Origin of the sequence: Pedobacter frigiditerrae (assembly GCF_032678705.1) — a bacterium.
GTDB lineage: Bacteria > Bacteroidota > Bacteroidia > Sphingobacteriales > Sphingobacteriaceae > Pedobacter > Pedobacter frigiditerrae_A.
In genome coordinates this window covers 503,648-526,920 of record NZ_JAVTSS010000001.1, presented here as the reverse complement: position 1 = coordinate 526,920, position 23,273 = coordinate 503,648, and the positions used below count along the sequence as shown (strand labels likewise).

Sequence of the window (23,273 nt, the reverse complement as noted above, 5' to 3'; positions counted from 1 at the left end):
TTAATTCTAATTTATATTACAATGGAGATATTAATTAGGTATTCGCTGTAAGTATTATTCTTTCAACTTTCTGCCCATCTTCCATTTTACCTCTTCCATTTTCCATCTGTCTATTCTTTGCTCGCCACAATCTCCTCAGCGGTATTGTGTAAGCCGCACTCTTTTTTGCTTTGGTCTTCCCACCACCATCTTCCTGCTCTAAAATCTTCGCCAGGTTGTACCGCTCTTGTACATGGGGCACAGCCGATGCTTGGGAAACCTTTATCGTGCAAAGTGTTGTAAACAATATTATTGTCCTTGATATATTGTTTCACCTCCTCTAGTGTCCATTCGAAAATGGGATGGAACTTGATCAACTGATTTGAGGCATCGTATTCTAAGTCGTGCATATCTTCCCTATTCGGACTTTGCTCTGCCCTAATTCCAGTTACCCAAATTTCGTTACCATACAAGGCTCTTTTTAAAGGCTCTATTTTACGAATATGACAACACTCTTTTCTATTTTCTACAGATTCATAAAAGCTATTTGGTCCTTTCGCATTAACCATTGCCTGCAATAAATCTGCTTGTGGATAATAAGCGTGAATTGTTTGTTGGTAAACCTCTAGCGTTCTATTCCACACGTAATAAGTTTCTGGAAACAACCTTCCTGTTTCTAATGTAAAAACCTTAATGGGAATTTTATTAGCGAATATAATATCGGTAACTACTTGGTCTTCCCATCCAAAACTTGTACTAAATACAATTCTGCCTTCGTACTTTTTAGTTAAAAACCAAAGTTTATCTACGATGCTTAGACCAGCTAATTCTTGCTTTAAATTTTCTAATTCCTCCATCGCCTATATCAATTTTAAAATAAACATAATTACGCTGCGTAAACTCACCACCATAACAATTATACCTACTGCAACCATGATTGTTTTTGCAGATATTTTATTTGAGACTCTTGCTGCAATTGGCGATGCTAAAGCGCTTCCAATAATTAAACCTAAAACTGCTTCCCAGTATCTACCGCCTAACATGGTAAAAAACGTAAGTGAACTTAAAGTAGCAATAAAAAACCTCGAAATTTTAACCGTTCCTAATGAAAACAACGGATGTCTGCCACCTGCAATTAAACTCGACAATACAATCGAGCCCCACCCACCACCAAATGCGGCATCTATAAAACCACCAACAAAACCCAAAGGACCAATCTTTTTAATTTTATCTCCAGCTACTTTTTTCTTTTTAATACTAAAGGCTTTCTTTAATATAATCCCGCCCAAAAACAGTGTATAAATACCTACAACAGGTTTTACGTAAGCACTATAATGTTCTAGCGATGATAAAATGTAAGCACCTAAAACTGCTCCAATAATGGCTGGTATAATTAATAATTTAAAAAGTTTCCAGTTTACATTACCCATTTTGTAGTGCATCCATCCAGCAATACCATTACTTAAAACTTCAGAAATATGTATCGCCATACTGGCTGATGCTGGTGGCAATCCCATAGCTAAAGAAAAAGATGCAGTTGTTACACCGTAAGACATTCCAATTGCTCCATCAACCATAGCAAATACAAATCCAGCGCCTAAAAACCAATAAAATAATGGGTCAATATCTATTAAAAAAGTTTTAAATTCTGGCTCAGTATTCCAAAGCGTTAAACCAGCGGTATAAATAAATAAGATAATGGAAAGCCAGATTAACCATTTAATATTTCGCTCTGCAAAACTCTTTTTATTGTTAATTAAATTCTCTGTAACCTTATTTAACGTTTTAACTTTTGAAGCAAAATCTCCTTTTAAAGTTTGACGCAAAGCGCTCATATTTTGCAAAGTTTCATCCAACTCTGCCGGAATACCCTCATTTAAAATCTCTTTTAAACGTTTTGCAATAGTAGGCGATTTTCCATTAGTAGAAATCGCAATCTTTAAATCGCCTTTTTGTACAATAGAACCTAAATAGAAATCACACAGTTCTGGTTTATCAGCCACATTGATCAACAGACCTTTCTCGTGTGCTTCTTTTCTTATTTGTTCATTTAAAACATTATCGCCTGTGGCAACAAAAACAATATCAACATCATTTAAATCTGTTGCATCATAACGTTTTTGTTTAATCTTAACAGCAGGATGAGCTTCAATTAAACTTGTTATTGCCGGATTGATATGTTCGGCGACTATTGTAATATCAGCTTGAAAGCTATTGTTAACTATTGCCGTTAATTTCTCTAAACCAATATTTCCTCCACCAATTAATAAAGTACGCAACTGATTCAGTTTTACAAAAACTGGAAACAGCTGATTTCCTTTCTCTTCTTGAGAAAAAGGCACATTATTATTGGTTTTAGGAGATGGAAGCATATGGTGCAATCAAAGTTTTAAACGATGGATGTAATGATACAACTTCCCCAAAAATAAGCAAAGCTGGTGCTTCTATTTTTTCTTTTTTTGTAATTTCTAAAATCGATTCTACTTTACCAACCACCAATTTTTCGTTGTCTGATGAACCATTTTGAACTACCGCAGCTGGCAATTGCTGTTTTCCTTCGGCCTTAAATATCTCAACAATTTCTGCTAATTTTTTTAAGCCCATTAAAATGATAACAGTTGCATTAGATTTTGCAGCTTGATAAATATCATCCGACACTTGTCCGTTTGAAATTGTACCAGTAATTACCCAAAAACTTTCGCTCAATCCACGATGTGTAACTGGAATTTGTTGCAAACCAGGTACGCCAATTGAACTAGAAATACCTGGAATTACGCTTACTGGAATGTTATAAGAATCTGCATAATCCAACTCTTCATATCCTCTACCAAAAACAAATGGGTCGCCGCCTTTTAGGCGAACTACGTGACCATAATTAAGTGCATAATCAACCATCAATTTGTTAATTGCATCTTGTGCGTAAGAATGCTCTCCAGAACGTTTACCAACATAAACTTTAATAGCTTCGGCAGGTGCGTGAGTTAATAAAGCTTCGTTGGTTAAGGCGTCATAAAGTACCACATCTGCAGCTTGCAAAGCTTTTACGCCTTTCAACGTTAACAAATCTGGGTCGCCAGGACCAGCACCTAATAAGGTTATTTTTGGCTCTATGTTTAAATTTCTCTCTCCCATTACACTGTCGCCCTTAGGACTTTTATTTCGTTTAAAAATTCAGTTGCTGCTGCGAAATATTGTTTAGCAAAAGCTGCTGATGGTTCGTTTTTATTAATTTGAAGCACTAAATCAGCAAAACTTGTATTGAATGTAAATTCACCACTTTCTACAAAATGATTATCAAATTCTCTAATTACACCTGCTTGTGTGCTGCTGCTAACGCCTTTATCTAACAATAAAGATTTAGCTGCATTTACCATTGTGCTATAACTGTGGTAAATAGAATCTGCATAAGCCTCATTTTCTAATGCCTGATTTGCCCAACCTAATTTCTCCTCAGCTTCTAATAATAAAGTAGCTACCAAATCAATTACCACACCCGCACATTCTCCAACACCAATTGCAGTTACAAAGGTTTCTTCGTGACCCCAGTCTACAAACTCTTCAGCTTTAAGATTGGTTAAATCGCCAAGTGGTTTTAATAATTGATAGAAATAATCTTTCCCTTGTCTATCATAATATTGATGGAAGTTTTCATTCTCTTGATTATTCGCTTTAAAATCGTTTAACAATAAATGTAAAACTTGCGTAGCTCTTTTAGAAGGCACTTTAATTACTCTTTCTGCTACTCTTCCTACACCGTTTCCAACCGTTCCGCCACCTAACATTACTTGTACAGCTGGCACCACTTTTCCTTCTGCTTTTACAGAACTGCCGTGAAAACCAATTTCTGCTAAACCGTGCTGACCGCAAGAGTTCATACAACCACTGATCTTTATTTTGATGTTTTTCTCGTAAATAAACTCAGGGAAATCTTCGTAAATAACTTCTTCTAAAACCTCAGCTAAAGTCATGCTGTTAGAAATACCCAAGTTACAAGTGTCTGTACCTGGACAAGTGGTAATATCTGCTAAACTATCAAACCCTGCATTGGCAAGGCCGATGTCAGATAAAGCTTTATATAATGAAGGCAAAGCATTTTCTTGAACAAACTTTAACAGCAACCCTTGATTTTGAGTTACACGAATTTCGTCTGCGACATAAGGTCTAATGGCATTAATAAAAGCTCTTGCCTGATCAGTTTTAATATCACCAATTAATACTTTAACATACACGCCAAAAAATCCGCTTTGTTTTTGCTCAAAAACATTTGTAGCTAACCAATGCTCGTAGTGCTTTTCATTTTCTATTACAACTTCCGGATAATCTTGCGTAAACGGATAACTTGGCAACGGAACAGTATTTAAATCAATTTTAAAAGTTTTCACTTTATTGGCTGTTCTTTCTTCCTCAACCAATCTTAATACTTCCTCCAAGCCTAATTTCTGAACCAAATATTTTAAGCGAGCTTTATTTCTATTGTTACGTTCTCCATAACGGTCAAACACCCTAAGTACTGATTCAGAGAAAGGAATTAACTGATCTTCTGGTAAAAAATCATTAATTGCACTTGCTAAAAACGGTTGTGCTCCTAATCCGCCTGCAAATAAAACTTTAAAACCACGCTCTCCTTTTTCATTTATTTTAGGAATAAAACCTAAATCGTGGATATAACTATATGCTGTGTCTTTATCGCTTGAGGAGAAAGAAATTTTAATCTTTCTTCCCATTTCCTGGCAAATTGGATTACGCAAAAAGTAAGCGAAAACTGCTTGTGCATAAGGCGATACATCAAAAGGCTCATCTGGGTCAATACCTGATGTTGGCGATGAGGTTACATTACGAACTGTATTTCCGCAAGCTTCTCTTAAAGTAATATCGTCTTGTTCAAGTTTAGACCAAAGCTCTGGTGTTCTGTCTAAACTTACATAGTGAAGCTGAATATCTTGACGAGTGGTTAAGTGTAAATTTCCACTTCCATATTCGTCAGCGATATCCGCAATACGTAATAATTGTTTGAAACTAACTTTACCAAAAGGCAATTTAATGCGGATCATTTGCACACCAGGTTGGCGCTGACCGTAAATACCTCTAGCTAAACGCAAACTTCTAAAACGTTCGTCATGAATTTTTCCGGAACGAAAATCATTAATCTTTTTCTCAAGATCAATAATATCTCTTTCAACAACAGGATTTTCTAGTTCTGTTCTAAAACTTTGCATATAATAATTTTGGTTTACGTTCTATTTTAAGAGTTACTTTACAGCTTCTCTTGCCATATTTTATTTGCTTTGGTTGTTCAAATTTCCTATTAAGCAAAACAATATAATGCAAATATACAAAGTATATAGACTTAGTAGTCTTATTTTCTTTATTTTTTTTAAATAATACTTTAAAGCGACTAAATGAATAGGTTTATAATAGTTGAAAATGAATGGAAGGAGGTTGTGGCGGCCGGTAGTCCTGCTATCGCTACAATCTTTTTTGTTTGCCCTTCGACTACGCTACCGATGTAAAATCGGCACAAGTCAAGGATGACAAACAAAAAAGGATTTTCGCTCCTATCAGGTTTATCTAACAAAATGTTGTGCTGCTATTGAAAGTTGCAGTTTGACTTAAACCACCCCGTCAGAGGAGCTGCCACCCCTCCAAAGGAGGGGAATTGCGACATTCCATTCCCCTCCTTTGGAGGGGTGCCTGAAAGGCGGGGTGGTTATCAAAACTGTACAATAGCCAATAATAGAAGCAATGATTTTGCATTTTAGCCCCGACATACGCGAAAATCCTTTTTGCTAATTTCCTCTTCGGAAATTTAAAGCAAAAAGATTGTAGCATTGGCGGGACTAGCCCAAAATATTAACCACAGGCTTTGCGCTACTAATCCTTCGTCAACCTGCTTGAAGATAATGTCATTATTCAAGCTTGTTTGGTCCTGCCTCCTGAGCGTCATTGCGAGCAAAGCGAAGCAATCTCCCCATTGCAATGGCGACATAATAAGAAATGAGATTGCTTCGGACGATGAAAAATCGATCCTCGCAATGACGAATCTTCTTAACTTAATGACATCGTTCGTCCGGAAGACAGGCTATTAGGAAAACAAGAAAAATTCTAAAGAATAGGTAAATTTAACGCTGTTTGTTCGCGTTCGATGATATTAGCAATGCTGGTTTCGCTTAAAACCTTAAGCGAAGCGTCTCTAACATCGATAAATGCTTTACGAATACCACAAGTTACTTCGTCATGACACTCTTCACATTTGTGATAAAATTTTAAACTTGCACAAGGAACCATTGCAATAGGCCCATCCGTTATACGCAAAATATCGACTAAATAAATATCTGCCGGATTTTTATTAAGGCTATAACCTCCTCCAGCTCCTTTTTTGCTGTATAAATATCCCGCATTGCGGAGGTCTAATAGAATTTGCTCTAAGAATTTTTTTGGAATATGCTCTTCTTCGGCTATACGAGCGATTTGCATAGGCGGCTGGGTCATATTTTTACCCAAAATTACCAATGCTTTTATAGCATACTTTGTTTTCTTTGATAGCATATAGTAACAAAGCTAATAAAAAGTTAGGAGTTTAAAAATGTGCAACAATAATTTTAAATGAGCGGACTGGAATTCACGTCATTCCCACACGGTGGGAACCACGAAGTGCTCAGCGAAGCTAATCCTAATGCGAAATAAAGGCATAGGTAAGCGCATTAGGATGCCCAGTCAAGCTGAGCATGACGAGGTTCCGAAATATTACTCTACCATTGCCTTTAAAACCAAAAAGAAGTTTTTAAACAGTTCTCTATAAAAATCATTTTTCCTCAATTTTACCTAAAAAAAGAGCCTTCAAATTTTCATCTGAAGGCTCACCTTTTTACTTGATTGGTTTTATCCAATAACTGTATTGTTGATTTTTATAGGGGATTTGATATTCACTTAACGGCATTGAACCCCAACTATCTATCCCTTGAACACCAAGTTGCTGTAAGTCCATGTGCACATAAATTTTATCTCTCTGCACTAATTCGCCAGAGTGGTATTGTTTCTTTTCTGCTTCTGGGTCTAAATCTTCAATAGTGTAAGGCAACGCCGAAAAGCTTAAGAAGTTTTCTGCATACTCAAACTTCAAACCTTTTCCTTTTGCATTGGTAAAAGATACCCAACGTACATCAGTTTTATTTCCACTTTCTTGCGGACGAGCATAAGGAAAATATTGGTCGTTAACTTTGCTCTTGTACAAGCCAATTAATGAAGCCGTTTTACGGTCCCAATAATTTTCTCCTGGTCCGCGGCCGTAGAAATTAATGGCGTTATATTGTTTGTTCAATTGCAAATCATTACCTACTCTCATAAGTGCTCTGTATTTTCCTTTTACCGCAATTAATTTGTTATCAACTTTTATAGTTCCATCTGCCTGTATGGTGAATAATTGCTCCGTTTCAGCATCACCATTTAATAATGACGAGCGGAAGAATATAGTTAAGTATTTAGGGGTTGATTTCTCTACTTTCTGAGACAACAATGCGCTTTTCTCATCATAAACATTTCTCCACATGCGCAACGATTTATTTAATCCAGCACCAATATCATTATCAGTTGGAGCTCTGTAAAATGCAGGCTTTGGACCTTGAGCCATTAACTCTTCTCCTTTTAAAACATAACTCGTTAACAAGCCTTTTTTCAAATCGAAACTCGCTGTAAAATCTTTTCCTTTAACTACAACTTTATCAGCAGTTTCCTCAACCTTTAAATCTCCATTTTGTATTTGAGCTTGATATGTAGCAGCGCCACCACCATAAACAAATTGGTCGGTTGCCAATTCATAACCTTTTTCTAAAAATGGCTCATCTGTTTTAAGCAAATACCTTAACGTCAAGAAATATTCTTTTCCAGCTTTTACGGTAGTTTTAATAGGTAAGGTAAATGTTTGCGTTGCACGAGGTCCAACTGGCAACTCGTTTAAAAAACCTGTTTCAACTATTTTTCCATCTTCTAACACCTCCCATTTCAATTGGAAATTACTAATATCCCTAAAGAAATAGCTGTTGTTTATGCTGATTTGCTTGTTGCCTATATAGCTTGATTTAATAAATTGATAAACTTTTTTAGCTTCAATTGCCATTGGTGTTAAACCACGATAAGCTGTTACCACACCTTTAACACAGAAATTATTATCGCTAAAATCTTCGTTAACTGGTCCTTCTAGTGGGAAATCGCCACCATAAGCTAAAATTCTCTTTCCATTTTTTACCGTGTCTATTGCTTGGTCTATCCACTCCCAAATGAAACCGCCTTGTAACTTCGGATTACCTTCTATCGCATCCCAGTATTCCTTGAAATTACCCAAGCTATTACCCATAATGTGCGCATACTCACTCATGATCAACGGTCTTTCGCTTTTTCCTTTCGAATACCTGATTAACCAATTTGGGTCAGGATATTGAGGAACAATCATATCTGTATTGAAGTCGTTCTCTGCCCTTTCATATTGCACAGGGCGAAAATCTCTTTGTTTTAACCACTCATAAGCTTCATAAAAATTTACGCCATTTCCAGCTTCATTTCCTAGCGACCAAGTAATTACTGCTGTATGATTTTTATCTCTTTCGTACATTCTGGTGATACGCTCCAAATGTGGCACACGCCATTGTTTATCGTTACCAAAAGTTGTTTCTAAACTGTAATAACGACCGTGAGATTCTATATTCGCCTCATCAATTACATACATACCATACTCGTCACAAAGCTCCATCCAATAAGGATCTGGCGGATAATGAGAATGACGAACAGCATTTACGTTCAATTTTTTCATCATCTCCATATCTTTTCTCATATCCTCATGCGTAAGCGTGTGCCCTTGCGTAGCGTTATGCTCATGGCGATTTACACCTTTTAAAAACACACGTTTACCATTAACCAATAAATCGCTTCCCTTAATTTCTACACTACGGAAACCAATGCGTTGAGGAATGACTTCAATTATATTTTCATTTTTATCTTTTAAGGTGATGTATAAAGTATATAAGTATGGTACCTCTGCCGACCAATTTTTAACGTTACTGATTTGAGTTTTAAAAGAAAGATTGGATTTATAATTACCTAATACTTTTTGCAAACCAGTGGCATCTTTCCAAATGCTATTTCCTTTGGCATCTACCAAGTTTAAGGCTACATAAAAACTATCGGGTCTGCTGTGGTTAGTACGTTGGTCTATTTTATAGTTTTCAATGGTTACATCTACATTTAACAGACCATTGGTGTAAGTTGGGTCTAAAGTACCAACCGCTTTAAAATCACGGATATCTAACTTTGGGGTCGAGTATAAATACACATCTCTTTCTATACCCGAAATGCGCCACATGTCTTGGCATTCCAAATAACTTCCATCACTCCAACGGTAAACTTGCAAGGCGATTGTATTTTCTCCAGGTTTAACATATTTAGTGATATCAAACTCGGCAGCAAGCTTACTATCCTCGCTGTAACCAATTTTTTTACCATTTACCCAAATGTAAAAAGCAGATTTAACAGCCCCTAAACTGATAAATACCTGTCTGTTTTTCCAGCTCTCTGGGATGTTTATTTTTCTGCGGTAAGAGCCAACGGGATTATTGTCTTCTGGAATATCAAAAGGTGGATTCATTCTATTGCCAGTATTTTTTCTCCCAGCAAATTCATAAGGCTGATTTACATAAATTGGCAAACCATAACCATTCACTTCCCAGTTAGCTGGTACTTTAAAGTTATCCCAGCTTGCATCGTTGAAATCAGTTTTATAAAAATCTAAGGGTCTTTTTCGTGGGTCTTTAACCCAATTAAATTTCCAAGTTCCATTTAGCGATATAAAATATTCAGACTTTTCCTTATTTCTTTTAGCTGCTAAATCAGCGTCTTCATAAGCAAATGCCGATGCCCTCATGGGCATCCTGTTTACAGAAACAACTTCGGGAGTTTGTAGTTCTACGGGTAATTGTTGCGCTTGTGTATTTAAGCAGAACAATAAAATGATAAATAGGATGATTGTGTTTTTCTTCATTTGTGGTTAATTGGTCAGGATTAATTGCGCATAGATTGAATATTACCTAACAATAATCAATTTATCAGCATACTAAAATAGTCATGTAAAGCCACCGAGAGCTATTTTGTAAAACACAAACGTTTGCATTTTTTCATTTCTCCGGTTAACATTTGCTTTAATAAGCATTACAGCGCTATCAATAGCTTATTTTTTAAGACAAACTTCCTCCATTGATTGCTCAGGATAATTCTGTGAGGATATTTTTGATGAATTGCATTGAGTTTTGAAACAAAGTTTCAATAAATCAAACGTTTGTGTTGTAATATTTTGTTTTGGAGACAAGTTCAATAGTCTAAAATTTTAAGTGTCTTATTTTTTACCCAAAAAATCATATTATTTATAACTTTCTCAAAATCTTAACTTCCAATAGCTATCGGAACATTTGGGTATGAAGCACAATACCTAAACGCTAACCTACAAATAGATTCTTCGCTCCCGAAGAAGTCAGGACAAGTGCGCTACCGATGTAAATCGGCACATGTCTGAAGGACAAGAACCGACTACTTGCAATCGGTTATCTCAAAAATAAACTTCCCTTTTTCGTAATCAATCTTTCTTTTATCGTCAAAATAGGCCGAACCAAAATACATATAGAACTTCCCAACGCCCATTGTCAATTTTCCATCGCGTTTAAGAAAGGCAACTGGATTTCTATACCATTTATCAACTTTGTTTACTTTAAAATCGTAGTGACCTTTTAACGTATCTCCATACATTTTACCCTTAAACTGACCATCGTAGTTTGTTACGTTACCATAATTAAAAGTTATCAAACCAATGATTTGGCTCTTAATCGTATCTATTCGTAACCATCCTGTATCTTTTTCGCTGATAGCTTGAAAACAGATAGTACTTTTCTCGACCATTAGGTCTTTGATATCTTTTTCCTGGTTTTGGCTACAGCTGTAAAAGAGAGTGGTTAGTGTTAGTGATGAAAGGAGAAGGAAGGATTTAGTTTTCATTTGGATTAGTTTTTAGGGTTATCTAATTTACTAAATGATGTTGGGATTTGGGAGATTGCATGAGAGGGAAGTGATTTTATTCGCGAAATATTCATTGAGATAAATTTCTGCGCCTAGTGTCCCCCTTTCGAGGGGGAATTAAAGGAGGAGGATTGTTATGTAAACTTATTATACGACAAGACATTGTTTTACTTCCTCCCCCAACCCCTCCGATAAATCGGAGAAGGCTCTCCGGAGGGGATTGTATGAGGGGAAAAGAAATTTATTGTGTTTTTGAATTAGAGAATAAAAAACCAACCACTCAAGGCTTTCCTCGGCTCTTGACAGCCGAAGGGTCAAGTTACTTTCCTTGATGAAAAAGTATCAAAAAAATCAAGGCTGTAAATGCCTCATCGGATAAGTACGTCAATTGTTTTCATACGCAAGCTGAGCCTCTTGGCTGAAAAAGCCTTCGCTTCTCCACCTTGCTGATTTATCGCTAGAGAGAATTCATTGCTTTAAACAATTAACTACTTCTCCTTCCTTTTGCTTCCGATTGCTATCGGAATAAGGCCAGTCCTCGTGCTTGGGAAAGTTTTTGGGGATTGAAAAGATTTTGCTCTTATTAATGCACAGTAGGTTTAACCCAGTACCCAATTTCCTTTCACAAACCTCTGCCTCACTCCTTACTTTGATAGTACTCAAGTCCCCTCTCTTTTAAGGAGAGGGGATTTAGAGCTTGCTCCGATTTTATATCGGAGGGTGAGGTTATAAAACCCCTTCCAACTTAGCCCAAACATTTTCTGATAAAATTTTTGCGCCTGCAGCAGTTGGGTGAATACCATCCTTTTGGTTCAATTTAGCATTCCCTCCAACTTTATCAAGTAAAAAAGGAATTAAAACCATACCGTTTTTGGAAGCTAATTTTGGATATATCTCTCTAAACTGATTAGTGTACTTCAAGCCCATACTTGGTGGCATTTGCATTCCTGCTAATACCATTTTTGCTTTTGGGTATTTCTTCTTAACCTGATCTATAATGAATTGCAAATTTTTAGTGGTTTCTGCAACTGGGATGCCTCTCAAACCATCATTTGCGCCTAGCTCTAATACAAAAACATCTATTTTCTGCTTTAACAACCAGTCTACCCTGCCCTTACCACCTGCAGATGTTTCGCCACTTAAGCCGGCATTTATTACTTTATAAGGTAATTTTAGTGAGTCTATTTTTTGTTGGATTAAAGTTGGATAGGCTTCGGATGGGTCTAAGCCATATCCGGCAGTTAAACTTGTACCAAAAAACAGGATGTTCTTTTGCTTAGTTTCAGTCTCTTTTTTCACCGCAGCTTCTTCGCTTTTTTCATTTTCATTGTTTGTATTTCCGCAGGCTGCAACAAGGCAAGCCAAAACAATTATACCCATTAAACGTTTTCGTAACATATCTATCAATTCTTCCTCTAATAATTTAAAAGCCTTTATCTTTAACAGGATATACGGCATAATGTTTCAGTCAAATATAGCGAAAACTTAAAATAGGAAATCATTGGAAACCATTCTCGATATTAAAAATGTGAGCAAGGCTTATCAAAGCGCAAATCACGAACTTACCGTTTTAGACAACATCAATTTTTCTATCAATAAAGGCGATACAGTTGCCATTACTGGCCCATCGGGTAGCGGAAAAACAACTTTATTAGGTCTAGCTGCAGGTTTAGATAGAGCCAGCTCAGGTTCTGTAACTTTAAACAACATCGCTTTAGATAATTTAAATGAAGACCAAAGGGCAGCAGTTCGCAACCAATATGTGGGTTTCATCTTTCAGAACTTCCAATTATTGCCAACCTTAACCGCTTTGGAGAACGTAATGGTTCCCTTAGAATTAAGAGGGGCAAAAAACATAAAGGCTACCGCGATGTCATTGTTAGACAAAGTTGGCTTGGCAGAACGTTCACATCATTATCCTGTTCAGTTATCTGGCGGAGAACAGCAACGCGTTTCTTTAGCTAGGGCATTTTCTAATCAACCTGCCTTACTTTTTGCAGATGAACCAACAGGCAACTTAGATGCAGAAACCAGCGAAAAGGTAATCAAACTGTTGTTCGATTTAAATAAAGATGCCGGAACAACACTCGTAATTGTAACCCACGATTTAGAATTAGCAGCTAGAACCAACCGAATTATTAAAATTAAAGGCGGTAAATTAATCGCTGATGAAGCCCTTACCAATGTCTAAATCTGAATTTAATCAACCCATCAGCATTGCTTGGTTATTTAAAATGGCTTGGCGGGATAGTCGTAAAAATCGCTCTCGTTTATTCCTGTTTATTTCTTCCATTGTATTGGGCATTGCCGCATTAGTAGCCGTTTATTCTTTTAAGGATAATTTGCAACGAGATATAGACTCACAAGCAAAGGAATTGGCTGGGGCCGATTTAATTGTAGATAGCAAGCGACCAGTAGAAAAAGCTAGGCAAAAAATGTTAGCCCAACTGGGCGATGATAGAGCCGAAGAAAGAACTTTTGCATCGATGCTTTATTTCATCAAGGGCGAAGGAAGTAGGCTAGTACAAATTAAAGCTTTACGAGGTAAATATCCATTTTATGGGAAGATAGAAACTAGTCCAACAGCAGCAGGCACACAATTTCAAAGTGGAAGGAATGCACTGGTAGACCAAACGCTGATGTTACAATTTAATGCCAAAGTTGGTGATTCGATTAAAGTTGGCGCATTAAATTTCAGGATTGCAGGCGCCTTAAATAAAGCACCTGGACAAACGGGCATCCAAGCTACCATAGCCCCAACTGTATTTATTCCATTAACTTATTTAGAAAAAACTGGACTAACTCAAATTGGTAGCAGAATTACCTATCGTTTTTATTATCAATTTTTAAACGATAATGAGCTGGAAAAAACATTAAAGAAAATTGAAGCTCCTTTTGAAAAAGAAGGATTAGACATTGAAACCGTTGCCTCTAAAAAAGAAAGTACCGGAAGATCGTTTAGAGACATGAGTCGCTTTTTGGCCTTGGCAGGATTTATAGCACTGTTGTTAGGCTGTATAGGCGTAGGCAGTGCCATCCACGTTTATATTCAAGAAAAACTGAGCACCATTGCAACTTTGCGTTGTTTGGGCCTAAAAGCAAGAGCGGCGTTTTTAATTTACTTAATCCAGATTTCATGCATAGGCTTAGTTGGTGCTGTTTTAGGCGCTGCATTAGGTACCGGAATTCAGTTTTTACTACCTGTTGTACTTAAAGATTTTCTCCCTATAGAAATCAGTATGCAAATTTCTTGGTTGGCAGTTGCACAGGGTGTGATTTTAGGTCTATTGATTTCCATCTTATTTGCATTGCCATCTTTATTAGGTGTTAGAAAAATATCTCCATTAAATGCTATTCGTGCTTCTTTTGAAAATGCAACAGCGAAAAGAGACCCTTTAAAATGGTTGGTTTATGTCTTGATGCTTCTTTTTGTATTTGGTTTTACCTATTTGCAAATGAAATCTTTGGTGCAGACCATCGCCTTTACCATCGCAATTTTAATTGCCTTTTTATTGTTAATGGCTTTTTCTAAAGGATTGATGTTTTTGGCGAAGAAGTTTTTACCACTTTCTTGGAGTTATTTATGGCGACAGGGTTTTGCTAATTTGTACAGACCAAATAACCAGACTTTAATGTTAACGGTTTCAATTGGACTGTCCACTGCGTTTATTTGTACTTTGTTTTTTGTACAAGCGATATTAATTAATCGGGTAACACTTTCTTCGAGTGCTAATCAGCCAAACACCATTTTATTTGATATTCAGAACACGCAGAAGGATGATTTGAATAAATTAACAACTTCATATAAACTGCCTTTAATGAATCAAGTGCCCGTAATTACGATGCGCATTGAGCAAATTAATGGCAAAACATTGGCTAAAGACACTAGCAACTCCAATGCATTTAGAGGAGAAATAAGGGCAACTTATCAGGATAGTTTAACCGCAGCAGAAAAGATAATAGATGGCGAATGGATAGGAAAAGCTGAAAAAGATGAACCTATTTACATTTCATTAGAACAAGGTTATGCTAAAAGACTGAAAGTAAAACTGAAGGATAAAATCGTTTTTAATGTACAAGGAATGCTTATCCCAACAGTTGTTGGAAGCTTTAGGGAAGTAAACTGGGGCAGGATGCAAACTAATTTTAGGGTTGTTTTTCCGACAGGTGTTTTAGAAGATGCACCACAGTTCCACGTATTAATGACTAGGATTCCAAGTAAGGAAATCTCGGCGAAATATCAAGGTGCTGTAGTTAGAAGTTTCCCAAATATCTCAGTAATTGATTTAGACTTGGTTTTGGAGTTAGTAGATGAGCTGTTAAGTAAAATTGGTTTTGTGATTAGGTTTATGGCAGGTTTTAGCATGGCCACAGGGTGGATTGTTTTGTTATCAGCTGTGCTAACCAGTAAAAACCAACGCATAAAAGAAAGCATTTTACTGCGAACTTTAGGCGCAAGTGGCAAACAGGTTTTAATCATTAATGCGATTGAATATTTCTTTTTAGGCGTATTAGCCGCAGGTGCAGGATTAATACTATCATTAAGCGGAAGTTGGTTATTAGCTAAATATAGTTTTGATGCTACCTTTACACCACCATTGGTTCCCATACTTATACTGTTTTCTATTGTTGTTGGATTAGTTGTGATAACAGGTGTATTAAGCACAAGAAATGTCTTGAATCAACCACCATTGAAAATATTAAGAAACGAGGGGTAATTTCCCCAATCACATCATAAATGGGGAATTTGTTATGAAAATAATTCCCCACTTTTCTACATATTTTATTTTAATGTAAAAATACGATTGTTCTTAAAGAATTTAGTAACCTTCTTATTTAAGCAATCATAGGTGTTTAAACATCTATACTTGATCTATCGACCGTTTTTGGTGATTAATTAGCTTTTAATGGCATAACCATTGCCTATAGGGTGTTGTAATAAGCACTTAATGAGAAAATATTTTAAATACATAGTTGCTGTCATCTTAGTTTTAATTAGCGTGTTCATGGCGAAAGCCCAAACTTCTGGCTACGGCTGCTTAGTAGACAATGCTGTTTACACAGAATATCTTGGAGAAGAACATCCTTACCACCCCAGTAACCCACTTACAAAATTTTATAGGTTTAATGGCAATAGTATTGATATAAACTATAACAACTACAATAGTAGCCAGCCAAATAACTATGGTTACGATTGTACAAAAATCAACATATTTGGCGCTAGTGGAACTGGCCCTGCACAACAAGAATACGTAAGTCAGAATACCTCATGTGTTACTGCAGCAACTTTAAATAGCTCAATTAAAGGCAACGGAACTTATGTGTACTACAGCTATAAAAACCCTACCTACTGTGGTGGCACACCAATGCCTTTGCCCTTAGATGATTATAATTGGGTTATTATTTTAGGCTTTGCTTTAATTGGCGGTTTTGTGATTAGCAAAAAAGGAATGTTATTGGCTTAATAGCATAAATGGTTCATTGGTTCATTAGTGTCATTAGTTCAATAGTTCAATAGTTCATTCGCATCATTGATTTCCCGATAGATCGATTTCATTTCCGATGTGAATCCGATAGCTATCGGAACAAGTTCGTTCAACATTGGTTCAATAGCTCAGACAATTTATCCAGGGCTCCTTACCATCTATTCCCTATTTCCTATTCCCTATTTCCTATTTCCCATTCCCTATTCCCTTTTATTCCTTCACAGGCACATCCATTTCTCTTGCTGTTTCTATATAAAGCTTAACTTGGTTTAAGCAGGCTTTTAAGTTTTGTTTCACCTCATTTTCCCAAAAACGCATAACGGTATAACCCATTTCTTTTAAACTTTCATTTACAAACTGGTCGCGTTGCATGTTCCGCTTAATCTTAGGGATCCAAAACGTTGGGTTATTTTTATGCTTGTTTTCATCCCATTGGTAGCCATGCCAAAAATCACCATCAACAAAAACTGCCAACCTATATTTATCAATCACTAAATCTGGCTTGCCCGGTAAATCTTTCCTATGAATACGAAAGCGGATGTTGTTTGACCAAAGTGCTTTACGCAATAGCAACTCTGGTTTACTATTCTTGCCCCTGATTTTAGACATGATTTTGCTGCGCTGTTTGGTGGTATAAAATCCAGCGCTTTCTTCAAATTTTGGAACTTGAATCTTGTTTTTCTCTATGGGATAAGGTTTTCGCTTCATCGATTATCGCTCTGTGAAGTTAACGAATTGAAGCTAAAATTGTTTTTTTTCCTATAAATTTAGCGCTGCAAAATACCCACAAATGGGTATTGTAAGAGATGGTGTATTCTGTAAATTTATATTACAAATTTTATATTCATCTATTATGAAGAGACTTCTGTTTTTATTTTGCTGTCTCTTTGTTATAAATTGCTTATACGCTCAACCTGGTGTCAAAGGAGTTACGGTAAACAATACCGATAAAAATGTGTCTACCGGAAAAACTTGGGCTCTTATCATTGGCATTTCCGAGTATCAAAACATAGATGACCTAAGATATGCTCACAAAGACGCAGAGGCATTTTACAAGTACTTAAGAACGCCACAAGTAAATGTCCCTACAGAAAATATCAAGTTGCTATTAAACAAGGATGCCACTTCCGCAGAAATTTATGGTGCTTTAGATTGGTTAACAGAAAGTGTTAAAGAAAATGACAGGGTTATATTTTACTTCTCTGGCCATGGGGATGTTGAGAAAAAAACCATATATCAAAATGGCTTTCTTTTAGCCTATGACTCTCCCACTTCTGCTTATATGACTAAAGGCTCTATTGGATTGACTTATTTACAAAGTTATTTAGACTCTTATATTGTAAAGAACAAGGCAAAAGATGTGCTTTTAATTGTAGATGCCTGTAAGTCTGGTAAACTTGCCGGAGGAGTGCAAGGTGCACAAGCCACGATGAAAGCTTTGAATGAGCATTGGAATGGACAAATCACTAAAATTCTTTCTGCTCAAGAAGGAGAATTATCATTAGAAGATGCCAAATGGGGTGCGGGAAGAGGTGTTTTCTCTTATTATTTATTGAAAGGCATACAGGGATTAGCTAACAGAAATGCGGATGACCATCTTATCACCACCATGGAATTAGGTAATTATCTCCCGATTATTGTATCTGAAGAAACCAATGCTAGTCAAAATCCTAAAATTGAAGGTGATGCAAAGCGTGTTTTATTTACTTATGATGATGTTTTATTAGCGGAAGCGAAAAAAGTTGAAATGGTAAATCCAAAAGACCAAATGATTGCAGCAGTAAAACCTCGCAAAGAAAAAGAGAAAAGAGAAAAAGGTTTTGCTGACAAACTAGATTCTACGATTAACAACTCATACCTCAAATATATGAATTTTGTAGAAAAAGGGTGGTTGTTATGGGGTAATCGACAGTCAGACACCATAAATTGCGCATTAAACATTTACAATAAGTTATTAAACAATCCTGCAGCTATAAGCATAAGACCTTCTTTAAAATCCTCTTTCTTAACTGCCCTACAAAAAGGCGCACAATCTAAACTAGATAGTTTAATAAAAGGTCAAGTTGCAAAAAAATACGATTATAGGGCTTATCAAGAAATATTATATGCCAGTCGTATCATAGATAAAACCCACATTTTATATAATTACGTACAATCGAGAGCATTATATTTTAATGCTTTTAACACAGATTCTACTGAAAAAAGCTTAAAAATGCTTCATCAAGCTTTGGTTTTAGAGGGGGAGGCAGCTTATCTTTATTTTGGGCTAGGCTTTACTTATCAGCAAATGAACAAGCTAGATTCGGCAGCCTATTATTATGATAAGGCAATTGAATTTGCACCAACTTGGAGTTATCCAATTAATAACCTAGGAATGATTTATGCCGCCGAGAAAAATTACGAAAAGGCTAAAACATATTACATAAGGGCATTAGAAATGAATAAAGGAGAATGGAGGCATCCCTTGAATTTAGGAAAATTATATTTTAGTAACGAAGAATACGATAAAGCAATGGATATGTTTAAATTGGCTATAAAAACCGACACAACCATTGCCAACTCACATCAAGGTTTGGCCTCTGTTTATTATCAACAAAAGCAATTTGACAAAGCTTTATATCATTATAAAAAAAGCACTGAACTTGACCTTGAAGATCCTATTTGGTTTAATACACTTGCAGAATTTTACGAATTAGTTGGAGACACAACAAACGCTGTAAATTCTTATTTAAATGCATTAAAAATTGATTCAACATCTATCTTTGCTAATAAAGGGTTGGGCTATCTAAGCTTTAAACTAAAAAAAATAGAAACTGCAATTAATTTTTATAAAGCCGCACTCAGCCAACAACCAAAGGACCAAAAAATACTAATTACCATTGGCCTGTTATATAAGGAAATAGATAAACCGTTTGAAGGTTATTCTTACCTATTTAAATCGGCTGAGCTAGGCCTTGACTCTTTAACCTACAGTTATATAACTGATGGGATAAACAAATCTCCCCTTCATGTACTAGAGGGATTTAAACTTTATTTAAAAACTGCAACTAATCAAAATGTAGGTGCTACTTTTAATTATTGGGTCGGAAAAACCTTTTATCAGAACAATGATTTTATAAATGCTTTAAACTATTTTGAAAAAAGCATTGCCGATGTAGCAGGTTCAACTCATAAGGTACTTTTCGACTCCTACGCTTATTATAATTTTGCTGGTGCCTATGCTGCTAATGGCGATAGTGTTAAAAGTTTAAAATATCTACAACTGGCTTTAGATAATGGTTATAGTGACTACAATTTCATCAAAAAAGACAAAATCCTTATCAACATTAAAAAAACTCTGGCTTTTAAAGCTTTGATGAAAAAATATTCTGTTGATAAGAAAATATAAGAGGGCGAAAATACCAACATTTAAGTATTTACAATATCATTGGCATTAGCTAATTTTAAATTCAATTTTCCCTCAATCAATCTCGTTACCAACCCCATGAAAAACTGGTTTTGCATTTTCATTTGCTTATTGTCTTTATCTCAACTCTGTTTAGCACAAGGTGAAAAAGGGGTTACGGTAAGCAATAAAGAAAAAGATGGACCAACTGGAAAAACTTGGGCGGTTGTGGTAGGTATATCAGAATATCAAAACATCTCTAAATTAAATTACGCCCATAAAGATGCCGAGGCATTTTACAAATATTTGAGAACTCCTCAGGTTAACGTACCTACAGAAAACATCAAGATGTTGCTAAATAAAGAAGCTATTTCAGGCGAGATTTATGGCACTTTGGAGTGGTTAGCAGAAAGTGTTAAGGAAAACGACAAGGTTATCTTTTATTTTTCAGGCCATGGCGATGTTGAGAAAAAAACGATTCATCAAAATGGTTTCCTATTGGCTTATGACGCCCCTATTGCCGCTTACATGACAAAAGGAACGGTGAGCATTAAATTTTTACAGGATTATTTAGAAACTTATATCGCCAATAACAAAGCGAAAGAAGTTTTATTAATAGTTGATGCTTGTAAATCTGGAAAACTAGCCGGCGGAATGGAAGGCATAAAAATGACCATGCAGGCTTTAGGAAAAGAATGGAGCGGCCAAATTACCAAAATACTTTCTGCTCAGGAAGGAGAACTTTCTTTAGAAAACCCTAAATGGGGAGGCGGAAGAGGTGTTTTTTCTTATTATTTGATGAAAGGGATACAAGGTTTAGCAAACAGAAATACCGACAATGTAATTACTGCTGGAGAACTTGCGCTTTACCTCCCATTAAAGGTTGGTGATGAAACGGCTAATAGCCAAAACCCAAAAATTGATGGCGATGCAAAAAGGCAGCTTTTTACGTTTGACAATGTTTTATTAGCTGATGCAAAAAAGGATGAGCTCATCATCCCTACTGGGCAAATGATAGCAGCCAATACAAAAAAAGGTTTTGCAGATGAAATTACGCCAGCAGTTGCTGATGCTTATGCCAAATACAACGAGTTTGTTAAAAAAGGTTGGCTGTTATGGGGAGAAAAAGAAACTGACACTGTAAATTCTGCCCTTCATATTTACAACAAGTTATTAAACGATCCTTCTGCTATTACAATTCGCCCATCATTAAAATCTTCATTTTTAGCGGCGTTACAAAAAAGATCTCAAAGCAAATTAGATGATTATTTAAAAGGGGTCTCGAATATTTTTAAAGAAAAAGATTTAAGAACTGCTAAAGAAATTATGTTTGCAGCTACCTTAACCGACAAAAAGCATATTTTACATGATTACATTAAAGCTAGGGCCTTGTTTTTTAATTCTTTATTAGTTGAGGATGATTTAAAAGGAATCAGCATTTTAAAAGATGCACTTAAATTGGAAGGTGATGCACCTTACATTTACAATAGAATTGGATTAAGGTATGCTGATGCAAAAAAAAGTGATTCTGCCATTTATTATTATAATAAGGCCGTAGAACTTTCTCCTTCTTGGGTCTTTCCGTACAACAACCTTGCTCTTGAATATAAAGAGTTAAAAGACTATAAAAAAGCGATTGAATATTGCGATAAAGCAATTGCTATTGATCCTAATTTTGCTGGCATATATAATGTTAAGGGTACAATTCATGAGGTGAAAAAAGAATATGACAAAGCCATATTGCTCTATGAAAAGTCGATAGCCCTAGATCCTAATGATGAAATTACGATTGGGAATCTCGCCAAACTTTATTATTCTCTAGATAAATATGATTTAATGCTAAAATACGCTCAAAAAGCGATTCTAGTTAATCCTAATTTAGCTGATGCGTATAATGATTTAGGCAATGCTTATGATATGTTAGGTGATAAAGAAAAATCATTATTTAATTACAGAAAAGCGGTTTCTTTATCCCCTACAGATTCACTATATATAAATAACCTTGCTATTGCTTTAAGAGATGCTCAAAATTTCAAAGAAGCTATAATATATTTTGAAAAGTTAGTTAATCAATATCCAAATTCTGCGACGACACACTTTGATTTTGCTTTCACGAATTATCAATTAAAAAATTACGAAAAAGCATTAGTATCATTCGATACCTCTATTAAGTTAGACCCTAAATATGAGGAAAGTTATGTAGGTAAAGCCTATGTTTATGAAGACATTAATGAGCCAAAAAAGGCTGTTCCATATTATGAAATGGCCATAAAATTAAACTCCACCTCTGCTAAAGTTTATACCAGTATGGGAGCAAATTATATTGTCCTTAAAGAATATGACAAGGCAATAGATGCTTTCGAAAAAGCATTGTCATTAAATCCAAAATATATTTATGCTTGGATTAACTATGGAAATTTATACGATGATAAAGGGGAATCGGAGAAAGCACTTGAAAAATACCAAAGAGCCTTAGTAATTGAGCCAACAAATAATGATGGCGTTAATAATTCGGCTTACATCTTAATAAAAATGAAACGATATGACGATGCTATCGTTGTGCTTAAAAAAGCATTAACACTAGATTCTAAAAATATTGAATGGCTTAATAGATTAGCTAGGGTTTATAATATAAAAGAAGATTACCAACAAGCTCTTGAACAGTATTTAAAAATAATAACCATTGATAGAAACAATGACAATGCATACCACAGTGCTGGACATTTATATGCTAGCATAAATAACGCTATTAAAGGATTTGCTTATTATTTGAAATCTGCAGAATTAAATGGCTACTCTGATGCGCTTAGCCATATTACTAATGAAATTGATAAAAACTCGACCGTTTTGCCCAATGCGATTAAATTTTATAAAGATTCCTTAGCTACCAACAATAGCAGAAATATCGCTTTGATGAGCTTTATTGATGGTTACAAACTTTATTCGAAAAAAGACTTTCAAAAGGCTATTACATTTTTTGAAAAATCTATAACATCAGATTCTACATTTACCGACTCGTATAACGTGGCTGGATTGGCTGCATTGTATTCGAAGAAAATACCTCATGCTGAGAAATTCTTTAATAAACTAATAGCTATTGATGAGGATGATACAAATGCCTATTACAATCTAGCTTGTTTATATTCGTTAAATAATGATTTAACGAAGAGTTTAAAAAATCTAGAGTTTGCGCTTTCGAAAGGGTATAAAGAATATGCTCATATTATGGAAGATGAGGACTTGACTAATCTTCGAAAATCTTCTGCATTTACTGTCTTGATGAAAAAATACTTTCCAAATAAGAAATAGGTTTAGTCCATTACCATTTCAAACAATACAATCTTCAACCTTGTTATTATAAGAAAAAGACT

The 23,273-nt window shown here is 35.6% G+C and carries 14 protein-coding genes; 5 read left to right on the top strand and 9 right to left on the bottom strand.

Annotated features, from left to right (window positions below; all coding sequences use genetic code 11):
- Positions 1 to 110: 110 nt before the first annotated feature.
- The 8 genes from R2Q59_RS02310 to R2Q59_RS02275 form a co-directional block, all read right to left on the bottom strand.
- Positions 111 to 836, bottom strand: coding sequence for a phosphoadenylyl-sulfate reductase (locus R2Q59_RS02310; RefSeq protein WP_316783358.1), 726 nt, complete (start codon positions 834 to 836; stop codon positions 111 to 113).
- Between the two features lie 3 nt (positions 837 to 839).
- The gene (locus R2Q59_RS02305; protein ID WP_316783356.1) at positions 840 to 2,351 is read right to left on the bottom strand and encodes a TSUP family transporter; all 1,512 of its coding nucleotides are present in this window, start codon (positions 2,349 to 2,351) and stop codon (positions 840 to 842) included.
- Positions 2,335 to 3,111, bottom strand: a complete 777-nt coding sequence (gene cobA, locus R2Q59_RS02300; RefSeq protein WP_316765396.1) for a uroporphyrinogen-III C-methyltransferase — start codon at positions 3,109 to 3,111, stop codon at positions 2,335 to 2,337. The genes R2Q59_RS02305 and cobA overlap by 17 nt, the downstream gene beginning before the upstream one ends.
- On the bottom strand, positions 3,111 to 5,195 hold the full coding sequence (locus R2Q59_RS02295) for a HEPN domain-containing protein (protein WP_316783354.1): 2,085 nt from the start codon (positions 5,193 to 5,195) through the stop codon (positions 3,111 to 3,113). The genes cobA and R2Q59_RS02295 overlap by 1 nt, the downstream gene beginning before the upstream one ends.
- An 886-nt stretch (positions 5,196 to 6,081) precedes the next feature.
- Positions 6,082 to 6,525 carry an Rrf2 family transcriptional regulator gene (locus tag R2Q59_RS02290; RefSeq protein ID WP_316765394.1) on the bottom strand — a complete coding sequence of 148 codons (444 nt, stop codon included), beginning with the start codon at positions 6,523 to 6,525 and terminating at the stop codon, positions 6,082 to 6,084.
- Positions 6,526 to 6,844: 319 nt separating this feature from the next.
- Positions 6,845 to 10,006, bottom strand: coding sequence for a glycoside hydrolase family 2 TIM barrel-domain containing protein (locus tag R2Q59_RS02285; protein WP_316783352.1), 3,162 nt, complete (start codon positions 10,004 to 10,006; stop codon positions 6,845 to 6,847).
- Between the two features lie 542 nt (positions 10,007 to 10,548).
- Positions 10,549 to 11,010 (bottom strand): hypothetical protein, encoded by a 462-nt coding sequence (locus R2Q59_RS02280; protein WP_316783350.1) that lies wholly within the window; start codon positions 11,008 to 11,010, stop codon positions 10,549 to 10,551.
- A gap of 747 nt (positions 11,011 to 11,757) precedes the next feature.
- Complete coding sequence (locus tag R2Q59_RS02275) at positions 11,758 to 12,489, bottom strand: arylesterase (RefSeq protein WP_316783348.1); 732 nt, start codon at positions 12,487 to 12,489, stop codon at positions 11,758 to 11,760.
- Between the two features lie 43 nt (positions 12,490 to 12,532).
- On the opposite strand from R2Q59_RS02275, the gene R2Q59_RS02270 reads away from it, so the two are divergent.
- From R2Q59_RS02270 to R2Q59_RS02260, 3 genes are all read left to right on the top strand, one after another.
- Positions 12,533 to 13,222: an ABC transporter ATP-binding protein gene (locus R2Q59_RS02270; RefSeq protein ID WP_316783346.1), complete on the top strand. Its 690-nt coding sequence runs from the start codon at positions 12,533 to 12,535 to the stop codon at positions 13,220 to 13,222.
- Positions 13,200 to 15,749 (top strand): ABC transporter permease, encoded by a 2,550-nt coding sequence (locus tag R2Q59_RS02265; protein ID WP_316783344.1) that lies wholly within the window; start codon positions 13,200 to 13,202, stop codon positions 15,747 to 15,749. Before R2Q59_RS02270 ends, R2Q59_RS02265 begins: the two co-directional genes overlap by 23 nt.
- A gap of 231 nt (positions 15,750 to 15,980) precedes the next feature.
- The gene (locus tag R2Q59_RS02260; protein ID WP_316783342.1) at positions 15,981 to 16,496 is read left to right on the top strand and encodes a hypothetical protein; all 516 of its coding nucleotides are present in this window, start codon (positions 15,981 to 15,983) and stop codon (positions 16,494 to 16,496) included.
- 231 nt (positions 16,497 to 16,727) lie between these two features.
- On the opposite strand, the gene R2Q59_RS02255 is transcribed toward R2Q59_RS02260, so the two are convergent.
- On the bottom strand, positions 16,728 to 17,225 hold the full coding sequence (locus tag R2Q59_RS02255; RefSeq protein WP_316783340.1) for a very short patch repair endonuclease: 498 nt from the start codon (positions 17,223 to 17,225) through the stop codon (positions 16,728 to 16,730).
- 145 nt (positions 17,226 to 17,370) lie between these two features.
- Here R2Q59_RS02255 and R2Q59_RS02250 point away from each other — a divergent pair, with 145 nt between their 5' ends.
- Positions 17,371 to 19,905 (top strand): caspase family protein, encoded by a 2,535-nt coding sequence (locus R2Q59_RS02250; RefSeq protein ID WP_316783338.1) that lies wholly within the window; start codon positions 17,371 to 17,373, stop codon positions 19,903 to 19,905.
- Between the two features lie 96 nt (positions 19,906 to 20,001).
- The gene (locus R2Q59_RS02245; protein ID WP_316783335.1) at positions 20,002 to 23,211 is read left to right on the top strand and encodes a tetratricopeptide repeat protein; all 3,210 of its coding nucleotides are present in this window, start codon (positions 20,002 to 20,004) and stop codon (positions 23,209 to 23,211) included.
- The last annotated feature ends 62 nt before the right edge of the window (positions 23,212 to 23,273 follow it).